Annotated in this window: 8 protein-coding genes and 1 pseudogene; all 9 read right to left on the bottom strand. The window is 69.1% G+C overall.

The genetic code is table 11. The annotated features are described in order from the left end of the window. A pseudogene (locus tag ACFU5K_RS23755) lies at positions 1 to 288 on the bottom strand (hypothetical protein); the annotation flags it as partial. After that, complete coding sequence (locus tag ACFU5K_RS23750; RefSeq protein ID WP_384065027.1) at positions 285 to 4,091, bottom strand: amino acid adenylation domain-containing protein; 3,807 nt, start codon at positions 4,089 to 4,091, stop codon at positions 285 to 287. The gene ACFU5K_RS23750 and the pseudogene ACFU5K_RS23755, both read right to left, overlap by 4 nt. A gap of 242 nt (positions 4,092 to 4,333) precedes the next feature. After that, positions 4,334 to 5,554, bottom strand: coding sequence for an MFS transporter (locus tag ACFU5K_RS23745; protein ID WP_384065025.1), 1,221 nt, complete (start codon positions 5,552 to 5,554; stop codon positions 4,334 to 4,336). A gap of 869 nt (positions 5,555 to 6,423) precedes the next feature. Beyond that, positions 6,424 to 7,005 carry an STAS domain-containing protein gene (locus ACFU5K_RS23740; protein ID WP_384065023.1) on the bottom strand — a complete coding sequence of 194 codons (582 nt, stop codon included), beginning with the start codon at positions 7,003 to 7,005 and terminating at the stop codon, positions 6,424 to 6,426. 24 nt (positions 7,006 to 7,029) lie between these two features. Then, entirely contained in the window at positions 7,030 to 7,602 is a 573-nt protein-coding gene (locus tag ACFU5K_RS23735; RefSeq protein ID WP_384065020.1) for a SulP family inorganic anion transporter, read from the bottom strand. Continuing rightward, entirely contained in the window at positions 7,599 to 8,270 is a 672-nt protein-coding gene (locus ACFU5K_RS23730; RefSeq protein ID WP_384065018.1) for a GAP family protein, read from the bottom strand. The genes ACFU5K_RS23735 and ACFU5K_RS23730 overlap by 4 nt, the downstream gene beginning before the upstream one ends. Positions 8,271 to 8,281: 11 nt before the next feature. Beyond that, positions 8,282 to 9,715, bottom strand: a complete 1,434-nt coding sequence (locus ACFU5K_RS23725; RefSeq protein ID WP_384065016.1) for a DUF1254 domain-containing protein — start codon at positions 9,713 to 9,715, stop codon at positions 8,282 to 8,284. Then, entirely contained in the window at positions 9,699 to 10,631 is a 933-nt protein-coding gene (locus ACFU5K_RS23720) for an HAD family hydrolase (RefSeq protein WP_384065014.1), read from the bottom strand. Before ACFU5K_RS23720 ends, ACFU5K_RS23725 begins: the two co-directional genes overlap by 17 nt. 48 nt (positions 10,632 to 10,679) lie before the next feature. Further along, complete coding sequence (locus ACFU5K_RS23715; RefSeq protein WP_384065012.1) at positions 10,680 to 12,272, bottom strand: DUF1254 domain-containing protein; 1,593 nt, start codon at positions 12,270 to 12,272, stop codon at positions 10,680 to 10,682. Between the last annotated feature and the right edge of the window lie 433 nt (positions 12,273 to 12,705).

Below are 12,705 nucleotides of genomic sequence, written 5' to 3'. Positions count from 1 at the left end.
GGCGATACCGGCTCCCGCCACTAGCCGAAACTCGCTGACCTGCGCTGATGCCCAATTCGACTCATCGGACACCCACTGAGCTGCGGAACCCGGGTACTGGGCGTAAGGGGAGACCTCGAAGTCGATGTTCTGGGCCTGCTCCATCAACAGGGAGCGGATCAGCGTCACGTGGTGGCCGAGTCGCTTGGCCGCCTCGAAGGCCGGGGCGTTGCCTGCCTTCCAGGTCACGAAGACCACGTGCCGGGTGGCAGACGCGGACGGGTTCAGCGGGTGGATCGGGTCGGTCATCGTATCTTCCTCGCGAAGCGCTGGCCGATGCGGACGAATCCTGAAGCGGCGGTACCGGGGGTGGGGATGAAGGAGATCGAACCGGCGAGGATGTTCTTCTCGGACATTGAGCTGAAGCCCCCGGCGCCGGACAGCACCAGGTCGCCCTCGTCCAGGCACAGCCACGCGCCGCCCGGCTGCCGCTCGGAGTACGCGTAGCGCAGGTGTTCCGCAGCGCCGTGCAGGACCTCCAGCCGGTACCCGTCGGAGGCGTACAGGCCGGCGCAGTCGCTGAGTTCCATCTCAAACGGGCGCCCGGTGCGGATGAGCCCCTCGCCGGTGAGGGAGCGCAGCAAATCCTCGTAGAGGCCGAAGGCCGGGTAGGCGTTGGCGAGCAGCAGCAGGAAGGAGCGCTCTTCGGGGAAGACCTGGATGAAATTGTGGTGGCCGCTGCCGTTGGAGTTGAAGCCGAAGGCGGACGGCCCGAACATGAGCCAGCCCAGGCCCCAGGCATGCATGAAGTGGTGACCGGGGACGGGGACCTGCGGCCTGCGCATCTCTCGCGCCAGCTCGGCCGACAGCAGCCGCTCACCACCCGGGGCTACCCCGTCGTCGATGGCCAGCATCGCGATCCTCGCCATTTCCTCCAGGGTGAGGCAGACCGAGAACGAGCCGGCCGCGTCGTCGGCAATGGTCTGGGAGGGCGGGTCGTGGCGCAGGTAGCCCTTGACCTGTTCAGTCCACACGTAGCCGGCGGAGACGGTGGCCCCGTAATGGCCGCCCTCAGTGAAGGTCTCGGGGATCTCCCGGATTCCGAGCGGGGCCAGCATCAGGTCATTGACCGCGCGCCGCCAGGGGACCCCTAGCAACTTCTCGATCAGCGCGGCAACGATCGAGGTGCCCACCGCCGAGTACGCGAACACCTCGCCCGGTTCGAAAAGCTGGCCGTAGGAGGGGAGGGTGGCTATGTAGGAGCCGAGGTCGGGCAGACCAGTGTCGTGCCATACCTCGTAGGAGTCGTCCACTCCGCTGGTGTGCGAGAGCAGGTGTCGCAGCGTCACCTTCACGGTGCCTCCGCCGCGCCGCCGGAACGCTTGGGGCAGCAACTTGTCCAGCGGCTCGTCGAGGCCGACTCGCCCCCTGTCGACCAGGCGCAGCGCGGTGAACGCCAGCATGGGCTTGGTGACGCAGGTGACGCGTTGGCGCGTGTTCGGCCCGTACACGGCCCCGGACTCCGTGTCGGTGACGCCGTGGTAGGTCAACTCCAGTGTGCCGTCGAGGAACACGGCCGCTCCCGCCCCTGGTACGCCGTGGTCGCGCGCGGACTCCCGCAGAGTCTCGGCGATTGCCCGCAGCCGCTCCGCTGGTCCCCCGCCCGCCCCGGCGGCGGCCGTCCCCGAAGCCTTCTCGCGGGTGCGGCGCAGCAGCGCCGCTTGTTCAGCGAGAGTCCGGTGGCGGTAGATGTCGGCGACCCTTACCGACTGGCCGGCCGCGTCCGAGAGGCGCGCCGCCAGTAGGGTGGCGAGCAGCGAGTGACCGCCCACGGAGAAGAAGTCCAGGCCGAGGGAGACCCGGGTCAGCCCGAGCAGCTCGGCCCACACCCCGGCCACCTCGGCCTCGTCCGGGTCGTCGCCGGTGAGTCCGTCCCCTGCTCCCTGCCCCCAGTCCACGTCCCTGGCGGCTAGTGCCTTGCGGTCGACCTTCCCGTTGGGCAACTGCGGCAGCCGCTCCTCGAGGACGATGCGGGCCGGCTGCATGTAGTGCGGCAGCTTTGTCCTCAGGTGGGCGGCCATCGCCTCCAGGGTGACTTCCGCGCCATCCAGACCCACGTAGCACACCAGCCGGGTGTCCCCGTCGGCGTGCACGGCAAGGGCTGCGACGTCCTTCAGGCCCACGACCCCGCGCAACGCCGCTTCCAGCTCGCCGAGTTCTATCCGGAACCCGCGCACCTTCACCTGGTTGTCCCGGCGGCCCAGGAAGCGGAGCTCGCCCTCCTCGGTCCAGCAGGCCAGGTCACCGGTGCGATACAGCCGTCCCCCTGGCACCTCCCCGAGGTGGGCGGGGGCGGGAACGAACGACGCCGCAGTGCGCTCCGGGTCATTGATGTACCCGCCGGCCAGGCCGTCACCGCCCAGGTGGAGCTCACCGGCGGCGCCGAGCGGCACAGGCCGGCCGAGCGGGTCCAGTAGGTAGGCGGCGGTGTTGTGAAGGGGCACGCCGATGGTGGGCACGCCGTCAGTGGGCCCTGTGAAGCACTTCCAGGTGGAGTAGGTGGTGTCCTCGGACGGCCCGTACAGGTTGTAGAGCCGCTCGACGCGAGTGGAACCGAAGGCCTCCTTCACAAGTTCCCGGGACAGCGGCTCGCCCGCCACGTTCAGGACGCGGGCCGAGTCGGGCAGGGCCCCACGTCGGAGCAGCACGTTCAGGGCGCTGGGCACGGTGTTGATGAGAGTCGGGCGCAGCTCTGCGTCCTCGGTGAGCGCCAAGACGTTGTCCACGACGACCACACAGCCGCCCCGGGTGAGAGGGGCCCACAGTTCGAACACCGACAGGTCGAAGTTGAGCGAGGTGGAGAAGAGGACGCGCCGGAGGTCCCCGTCCTCGTACGTCTGCCCGGCCCAGGCCAGCAGGGCCACCACGTTACGGTGGCTGATCACCACGCCCTTGGGGACGCCGGTGGAGCCAGACGTATGGATCAGGTGAGTGGTGGCGGACGGGTCCACGGTGACGCCCGGCGGCCGCTCGTCCTCGGACTCCGCCTTCCCCAAGAGTTCCTCCCACGGCAGTGCCCGTACGGACGCTCCACCGAGCCACTCCGGCGCCTCCGGGCGGTCGTGGACGACGGCGGCCAGGTCGGCCGTCGCGGCGATCGCGCTCAGCCGGTCGGCGGGATAAGCAGGGTCGAGCGGTACGTACGCGCACCCGGCCTTGTGCACAGCGAGCAGCAGGGCGACGCTGTGGTGCGTACGGGCCAGCGACAGACCGACCCGTGAGCCCGGGGCGATCCCGTGCGCGGCCAGCGCCCGTGCCAGTCGGTTGGCCTGCTGGTCCAGCCGCCGGTAAGTCAGCACGGTGCCCCGCCACTCGACGGCGGGCGCGTCGGGGGTCCTGGCGGCCTGCGCCTCTACGAGAGAGTGCAGGGCTATGTCTCGGTCATAGTGGAGGGCCGTGTCGTTGAGACGATGCAGCAGGCGGTGGGCCTCGGGCTCAGACAGCAGGGCGAGCTCGTCGGCCGGGACTTCGGGGCGGGCCTCCGCGTCCGCCAGCAGCGTGTTGAGGTTCGCCGCCATACGGCCGATCAGTGCCTCGCCGAACAGGGCGCGGTCGTAGTGCAGGGTGAACAGCGGGCCCTGCGGCGCGGGCCGGGCCTCCAGGAGGAGCGCGAGGTCCTGCGGCAGCGGCGCAGTGCCGTCAAACTCCACGAAGCCCGCCCGTATCCCGCTGCCCAGGTCAGCCGTTGCGTCGGTCGGGGCCTCCTCTACAGCCTGCCGGTACGTGCCGGCAAGTACGAGCGCTAGGGCGGGCAGGGTCTGGCCCGTGGCCGAGACGGAGCGGACCGCGACAGGCGGGCCGGCGGGCGCGCCTGCGATGCCGCCCGAGCGGGCCAGCACGATGTCGTCCTGGCCGCTGTAGCGGTGCATGAGCACGGTGAAGGCCGCGTTCCACAGGTTGGCGGGTCCGGTCCCGGCCCCCAGCCCGTCCGGCGGCTGGGCGGGTCCGGACCAGGAGTGCGTGCCCCGGCCCGCCCCGTCCGGGGCGTTGTGCCCGGCGTCCCGGACAGGCAGTTGCAGGGCGTGCGGTGAGTCGGCGGAAATGTCGCCCACAGTGATGGTCCCCTCGTTGCATTTCGTTCGACCGGCGTGCGGCGGACATGCCGAATTGACACACGGCGCACAAGTCCGCAACCCGCATAATCGGATGTCCGCGCAGCGGTGTATTTACATCTCGCGCAAATCCGTCGGCCCGAAAAAAGACTAGGAGGCGCCGTGCGAAAGCGCCGAAATAGAACAGGTAGATGAATCGGGAAGCGGAACGGAAAACAATGAAGGTCGGCGGCGCGGGCCGGTCACGCCGCGACGGCGTCCGGTGTACCTTTCCGCTCGCGCAGCGCCCATGAGGCGATACGCGGCATGGCGGCTCCGGCCAGCGCGAATCCGAGGGCCATGGTCAGCCAGCCGAGGCTCCCGTGGTCGACGGCGAGCCAGGTGAGCAGGGCCGGGGCAATCATCTTGCCCAGGTCCGAGCCCATCGCGTAGGTGCCCTGGTACTGACCTTGGGCGTGTTCGGGCGCCAGCCCGAAGGACATGCCCCAGCTGCCAGCAGACTGTCGGATCTCACCCAGAACGTGTGCGAGCGCACCCAGAAGGAGAAGGGCTCCGGCGACCGCTGCGGGGGCTCCCCCGCTGAAGGAGAAGATCATGCAGGCGGCGGCGAGGCACAGTGCCCCGGACCGCGAGGCCTTGGCCGCCGCCGTCGGTTCGTCCGTCCCGCGCGCCGCCCTGACCTGGAGAAGCACCACGGCAAGCGTGTTGGTCAGCAGGATCACGGCGATCATCCAGCGCGGTGCGTGAGTACGGTGCAGCACCCACAGCGGCAGGACGACGTCAAGTAGCAGGTTGTGCATGGACAATAGGCCGTCCAGCACCACGAAGCTGAGGTAGGGCCGGTCTCGCAACACCGTCAGAGCAGGTCCCGGGCGGGCTGGCTGCCCTGCTACAGCGGGCAGCAGCAGGGTCAGCAGACCCGTAGCCAGGTAGGTTGAGGCGTTGAAGACGACGGCCGCCTTGTACGCCCACACCGAGTCCGCTGCGAGCAGCAGGCCTGCCAGGGCGGCGCCGACGGAGACGCTGACATTGCTGGTGGCCCGCAGGTAGGCACGGACGGAGACCCGGTCCTGGGGCGGCACCAGCCCTGCGATCATGGCCATTCGGGCACTGCGGCTGGCGCTGTAGGCGACCGCCTGTGCGCTTACCACCAGCAGGTACGACCTGAAGCCGTCGACGACCAGCAGGGCGGCCGTGAGCGGCCCGAGGGCGATGAAGGACCAGATCTGCACACACCGCGGACCGACGCGGTCGGCCAAATGCCCGGTGGGGGTGCTGACCAGAAGGGCGACACCGGCGGCAACACCGACGCCGACAGCGAACCGGCCGGGCGACAATCCCAGCACGACGGTCGCATAGATAGCGTTCAGTGCCATCCAGAGGCCCTGCCCCAGGGTGTGCACCAGGGTGATACCGGTGAGGATGCGTGCCGGACCAGCGGGCGGGAGCAGCCGGCTCAGCATCGTGCTGCCGCTGCGCGGTCCCCGCGTCCGAACGCCATTATTCCTACTTGTGCGTACGTCAAGATCACTGACACGCCCCCACCCCTCGTTAAGCGCCATTGCCAACGATAAGATTCGGAAAATTCCCGTGGTTGCGGACCGAGATCGTCGATGCCGCAGGCCATATCGAAACGTGATCGACTCGGGCTGTCCAGCAAATACCCCTGTGACCCCGATCACATGATCGAAATCCCGGGATCGGGTAAAGCGCGTTGAAAAAACATGTGCAGATACGGTCGACGGCCACCACTACCGGCGGGTACGGGTATACCGTCGCATGGTCCGATTCCGGTCTCGGGAGGTCCACCGTCCGACGGGCAAGCACGCGAGCAGGCAGAGGATGCCCCGTACGACGCGACACCAATCCCGGGACGCAAAGAGAGTGGTGCTGCGGCAAGATCGCGCCTCCCCGGGCCTGCCCCTCCGGGCGCTGCTGCCCCCGTTGTTCAGCCCCACCTCTCTCCTTAAGCCCAGGCCGAGACTTCCGGCCCTGCGCCGGCCCGAACCCTGCAGCGCCCATACAGTGAGGACCTGCCGGAGCCCTGCCTATTCCTGCAGGGGCACGCCCAGTGGCTCGGTGACAGCAGGAACAATCCCGCGACGACAGTCGACGAGCCCGTGACTGTGCGTCGAGGTCCGGTGACCGGATTGCCTGCCGGTGGGCGGCTGGTGCCTGCTTCCTGTCTCACGGATTGCCGGTGAGCTGTCTGGTCTGCCGCCGAGGCTTCCGCGCCGCACTCGGTTGGCTTTCCGGTCCACCCGTTCCGGGATCACCGCCCGGAACCCCGCCGTCACAGGCCCCCGCTCTTGAGGCTTTCCGCTGAGCACCGTCAACGGGCTCGCCCTCCCCCGGACCGCCGCCGACGACTCGACTGGCTCCGTATCGAAGGGGCGAGGCATGAGCCGGTCCTGGCCACGTCGACCGCCGCCCGCACAGTGAGATACACGCGCCTCAGATCCGTCCTGGCTTCGGCAGTGCGCAACACGTCCCTCACTTGGCCCACCTCGCGGGCGAGCAGGAGCCGGACTCCGAGATCCTCGAGTTCCTCGGCCAGGTTGTCGAGCATGCGCACGGCGCTGACGTCGACGAAGGGAACTGTTTCGGCGTCGATCACGACCACCGTCACCCCTTCACGGGCGACGGCCGCTCGGGCCTCGGACCGGATCGACTCGGCGTTGGCGAAGTAAATGCCGGCCTCGACGCGCAGCACGGTCACTCCGGGAATCCTGCGGCTCTCGCCGTGTCTGTCGAGTGCGGCGAAGTGTCCGTTCCCGGGCAGTTGCCCTAGTTCGCTAATGACCGGGCGCGAGGAGCGGTACAGGAGCAGAAGCAGGGAGACGCCGATGCCGATTCCGAGGCCAGGCAACGTGTCGAAGACCATCACCCCGAGCATCGCCGCGACCGCGGCCATGAAATCCGGCCGCGCGGCGACGCCTTAGGCCTGGCCGAGCCTGCGCGTGAAGACGCGGTAGAGGGAGACCAGCGAACGGTAGTCGACCAACTCCACCAGCGCCGCGAGCACCACCCCGGCGAGCACCGCCTCGGGAAGCTGTTCGAAGAGGCCGGTGAGAAAGAGGAGCGTGATCACGGTCAGGGCGGCCACGAGGATCCCGGAGAGCTGGGTGCGTGCGCCCGCCGACCAGTTGACAGCGGTCTTCGAGAGGCTGCCGTTGACAACCATGCCGCTGGACAGGCCGGCGGCGCCGAGCCCGATCAGTTCGCGGTTGGCGTCGACCTCGTAGTGGTCGCGGGCGGCGTAGTTCTTCGCCGCAGCGAGTCCCTCGGCGAAGGCGACGAGCGTCACGCTGACGCTTCCGGCAGCGAGGCCGCCGAGATCATCGACCGAGACATCGGGGAAGCCGAACGAGGGCAGACCTGTGTCGATGCTGCCGACGACATCGACACCGTGGTCCTTCAGATCAAAGGCCGCAGCTAGGGCAATTCCCAGCGATACCGCGATCAGCGAGCCAGGTACCCCCGGGGCTACCAAGTGCGCGTCCGCCCTCACGAGGAGAGATCACTTATGGCGTCGCCCAGCAGCTTCGCGGCGAAGAGCAGGCAGATCACGGCCATAATCGCCGTGTTGTTCCGCTCCATCCAGAGCTTGAGACCGTCGAGGATGCTCTTCGAGCGCTCCTTGAGGGCGAAGTAGAGCACGACCGGCGTTCCGGGCCCGAGCGCCCCGAGCACCACATAGACCGCCAGTGCCACGGCCTGTGCGCCGGCGGAGGTATCCGTGCGCGCGATCGCCGACGCCGCGGCGATCGAGAGCAGCAGGTTCTTCGGGTTGAGGGCGGACAGTGCCATCCCCAGTGCCAGCGCCTTGACAGGAGTGAACGAGTCGACTGTCCACTTCGGCAACGTCACCTCCCCGTCGCCGCGCGGCCGGGCGCGCCACTCCTTCACCGCCACCCACAGCAGCAGCACGCCGAGCGCAAGGTCGAGGGCGCTGACCCAGTCGGCCGGCTGCCCCTGGTCGCTCGGGCCGGCGCCGCCGGAGACCAGCAGCACGACCGTGCCGACCAGGGCCAAGCCCAGGACCCAGCCCAGGAGTAGCGCTGGTCCGTTGGAGCGCGCCCTGGGGGTGGCGAGCATCAACACCACACCGATGATCGGGAACGCGCTCAGCGTCACGGCGACGCCGTAGGGCAGAATCTGACCGATCGCCTCACCCACGGCCGCCTACCTCACGCCGGTTCGATCTCGCCCGGCCGCCAGCCCTTGTCGAACCAGCTTTCGAGCGGGCCGTAGAGCCGCAGCATCACGAAGAATCCCTTGCTCGGTACGGTCTGAACCCAGTTCGCCTCCCGGCCCTCCGGCGCGGTGGGGCCGAAATGGATGACCGTGTCGCCGTTACTTTCGGCCCGGACGCCTTCCGACTGGCTGTTGACGCTCGGGTAGGGGTGGTCCGTGCGCAGCAGCGACCGGGTCTGGGGGTCGTAGACGTTGACGGCCCAGAAGTTCTTCACCGGGATGCCGCTCGGCAGAGTGACCGTGTAGTGCCGCCCGCCGTCGAGCCACTCGCCCGTGGAGTCCTCCGCCGTGTAGGCGTACTGCGATCCGGTGCCGACCGGCGCCGTCACCATCGCCGGCGAGGAGGCGGCCGCGAAGTAGTAGAACACCGCCCGGGAGTCCAGCAGGCGGGCGCCCTCCGCCGACAGGAACTCGTAGCTGCTCGTGGGGAACGGGGTCTTCCACGAACTGTCGGGGTAGTAGTAGAAGCCCGGGTCGCGTGGCTTGAAGGCCAGTGTCCGTACGATGCCCGAGGCGATCCTGGCGGCGGTGTCGAGGATCGAGCGCATGCGGTCGTCCGGCTGGAATGGCTTGCCGCGCACGATGCCGAGCGCGGCGAGCTGCCCGGCTCGCTCGGGATCGAGCGAGCCGGGCGGCTCGGCCTGGACGATGGCGTCGATCTCCTCGAAGAAGGAGAAGTCGTTGGCGTGGATCGTGTTGAAGTCCGATTCCGCCCAGTTGACGAAGCGCTGCTCGGGCCGGTCCGCCGCGCCCGAGAGCGGGTAGATCCGTGCCGTGAGCAGGCTCTCCGTGCCCCCGAGCGCGCGCAACAGCACCCAGGAGCCGTAGGTCGCCGGCCGCACGACGAAGTAGCCGTCGGGGACGTCACCTTCGTAACCCGGAGGCAGGAAGAGGTACTTGCCGCCTTCGCCCTTGTCGGGCCCGGCGATGCCCATGTCGGTGACGTAGCGCTGCCACAGGTCGTTGACGATGCACAGTGAGTTACCCGGCGCCTCGATCACGGTGGGGCCGTCCTCGTCGAGCGCCAGGAAGGTCATCCCGTAGGTGGTTTCGGTGTTGCCCGTGAGGACCACGGGTGCCGAGGTGCATCGCGGGGCGGTGTAGCCGATGGTGCGGGAGTCGATGCCGATGCTCCGCAGTCCGCGTCGCATCGCCACCATGGAGGCGCCGGGTACGCAGTTGAGGAACGCCTCGATCCCGCGCAGCAGATCCAGCGTGCCGTAGCTACGTGTGACCGCGTCGGGCAAGGGCATGCCGTCGAAGAAGTCCAACGCTCCGAATGGCGTCTCCAGCCGATCCGGGCAGGTGATCGACGCGAGGGTCTCGGACGGTGTGCCCGGGCTGGGGGCGTCACTGACGTGGGGCACTGGGTTCCTCCTGAGTGAGTCGTTCCTTGAGGACCGCGTTCCAGTCGTCCTTCATGCTGACCGTCGTCCAGCCGGACCTCTCGGCCGTCGCGCGTGCCCGCTCCGTGGAGTCGGTGTAGGCGTACTCCCGGACGTCGTCGTCGTGGGCGACGAGCAGCGCGAACCTCGCGGACCGGAGCAGTTCGACGTCCACGTCGTCGTTGCCGGCCGCGAAGGCCGGCAGCCGGCCGGTGCGGGCGAGGACGTCCTCCGGTTTGCCGGGCCCGAGCGCGACCGGGCCGTGCGGGGTCGCCCGGCGGACCAGCGCGCCGTTCCTGTAGGCGAATTCCGGGGCCGATCCGATGACGTTCTCCCTGGGCAGGCCCCAGGTCTCCTCGCAGATGACCCGCATGAAGTCGCGCCCGCCGCCCGAGCAGACGAACAGCCGCCACCCGTGCGCCCTGAGGTAGTCGACCAGCTCCAGCATCGGCTGGTAGACGAGACCGGAGTACGGCACGCCGAAGCGCTCGTGGCACCAGGAATTCAGGTACCGGGCGGCCTCGGCCTCGTACTGGGCGAGCGTGGTGCCCTCCCACGCCGATCCGATGGCCTCCACCATCGACGCCACCGCGTCGGGGTCCTGTTCGTTCAGCGCGCGGAAGTACGACTCGTCCCGGTCGACGATCGCCCGGTAGGGCCGCTCGCGGGCCAGCGACGGGTCCGCCTCCAGCCGCGCGGCCAGTTTCCCGAGGACGAACGCCATCTGCACCGGCGCGGGCTTCTCGACCCACAGGGTTCCGTCGTTGTCGAACACGGCGACCCGGTCCATCGGCGCGACGAAGCCCGGCGAGCCCTCCACCGCCGCGGACGTCACGAAGTCGACGATCGCCCGTTTCGCGGCACCGTCGTTCCAAGTCCCCAGCGGGGCCGTGCCCATACGCCTCACCGTCCGTGTCTCGTATCTCCGAAGCGCTGTCGGGCGAGGTCAGCCCACCGCCTCGATCTCGCCCGGTCGCCAGGTCTTGTCGAAGAACGGCTGCAGCGGGCTGTAGAGCCGCAGGACCACGAACCATCCGCGGCCCGGCGTGGTCTGGATCCAGTTGCCCTCCGGCACGCCGTCGGGCCGGTCGGGCCCGAAGTGCACCGTGGTCGTGCCGTCCGCGTCGGGGACCGCTGCCGGGGTGGGATAGGCCTGGCTGCCGGCCCGTGGGAACTGTTGTGGGGTGTCGAGCATCGACCGCGTCTGGTTGTCGTAGACGGTGACCGACCAGAACCTCGCGGCGGGGATGTCCGGCGGAAGTACCAGTCGGTAGTACCTGCCGCCGTCGAGGGCCCGGCCCTCCTGATCCGCCAGGGTGAACACGTACTGCGAGCCGACGCCGGGCAGCGGCGCCGTGAACGCCGGGCTGATGCCCACGCCCAGGTACCACCACCAGGACCGCAGGTTGAGTTTCCGGGCGCCGTCGTTCGGGCGGGGCTCGACACCCCTGTCAGTGATGTCAGCGGGCGGGGCGAGGAACTCGTGGCCCGACACGAGCAGTCCGTTGAGCCACCGGGAGGAGGCACCGTAGTAGTGCGCCCCCTCGGCCGGACGCGGACGGCAGGCGAGGGTGCGGGCCGTGGCGTTGCCGACCGCGGCTGCCTCGGTGAGGATCTCCCGCATCCGCGCGTCCGGCTCGAAGGGCCTGCCCTTGACAATGCCGACCGCGGCCAGAGCACCGGCGATCTCGGGGTCGAGCGCCTCGGCCGGCTGGTCGTGCACGAGCTCGCTCGCGAAGTCGAAGTACGTCGCGTCCCCGGGCGGAACCGTGTTCATGGGAAGCCCTGAGCCCTCGACGAAGCGCGGCGGGTCGGGCCTGTGCAGGGCGGCGGTCCAGGTCTGGGCGGTCCACGGCAGCGGCGGGGCCGTGCCGCCGGTGACGATCTCGCCGATGCTGGTCCCGTAGAACCCGGGGACGTAGCGGTAGATGCGCAGTCCCTCTTTGACTCGCTCGACCGCCGGCTTCGGGTCATCGCCTTCCAGGAAGGCCCGACCGCCCAGGATGAGCCGCGTGGTGCGGGTCCGGAGCGTGAAGAATCCGCCCTCGGGAACAGGGCCCTCATGACCGGGTGGCACGAAGAGGTACTTGCCGCCTGCTCCGCGATCCGGACCAGCCATGCCGGGGTCCGCGACCCAGCGGAACCACATGTCGTCGAGGAAACAGAGGGCTAGAGGCGGCACTTCCACCACCATCGGACCCTCGGTCAGGTCGAGGAAGGTGAGGAAGTAGACGGTGTCCGCGTTTCCGGTGAGCACGAGCGTCTTGGGATCCATGAACTCCGAGAAGAGCAGGACATCATGGTCCTGGATTCCGGCATCCAGGAATCCCCGGCGGGCCGCCCACAGGCTGACGCCGGAATACGCGTCGAGGAACGCGGTGACCGCGCGCACGTGGTCCACGTAGTCGTAAACCCGGTTCGCGGTGTCCTCTGTGGGCACACCCAGCGGGAATTCCAGAGTGCCCAGGTGGGTCTCGACCCGCTCGGGAGTCGAGACCGACTCCATGGCCTGAGGTGAGGTCTGTGCGGTGCGCTGCAAGGGATCGCTCCGTTCTCGGGAAGAGGCCGCCCTGTCGACCATGTGGCTCACCTCCGCATACCACCACTCAGCTGGGTCATTGGAGGGCTTTCGAGTGGAGGGGTGCCTGGTTCGGCCTACGGCGGGCACGGCTGAACGACGCCGGTCAAGACCGTCACCCGTGTCGTTCCTCGCCCGGGGCCGACGGGTCCCGTTCCCGGCCGCCACGTTGGTGCTCACCGGACCGACTGCGCCATGAGCGTCAGACTCACCGTGACCAGCGTGATCGACGCGGTGGGCAGACCGCATCGGGCGACGGCCATGGTGCCCACCAGCTCGGGCACCGCCTCCTGCGACGGCCGAAGCACGAAAACCCCGTGGACGGAGCACTCCGTCATCCTCCGCTGTCGTGGCCGCCACTGCATCGCGAATCTCGCGGCCCCCAGGGCGACGT

The organism is Streptomyces sp. NPDC057428 (assembly GCF_042803195.1).
In the GTDB taxonomy this organism is placed as follows: domain Bacteria; phylum Actinomycetota; class Actinomycetes; order Streptomycetales; family Streptomycetaceae; genus Streptomyces.
Note: the sequence above shows the minus strand (reverse complement) of the source record. Positions and strands in the feature narration are given on the sequence as shown.

Coding starts and splice junctions, on each gene's coding strand:
- ACFU5K_RS23745 (WP_384065025.1), bottom strand. CDS start 5,554: ATGCTGAGCCGGCTGCTCCCGCCCGCTGGTCCGGCACGCATCCTCACC.
- ACFU5K_RS23740 (WP_384065023.1), bottom strand. CDS start 7,005: ATGGCCGCGGTCGCGGCGATGCTCGGGGTGATGGTCTTCGACACGTTG.
- ACFU5K_RS23720 (WP_384065014.1), bottom strand. CDS start 10,631: ATGGGCACGGCCCCGCTGGGGACTTGGAACGACGGTGCCGCGAAACGG.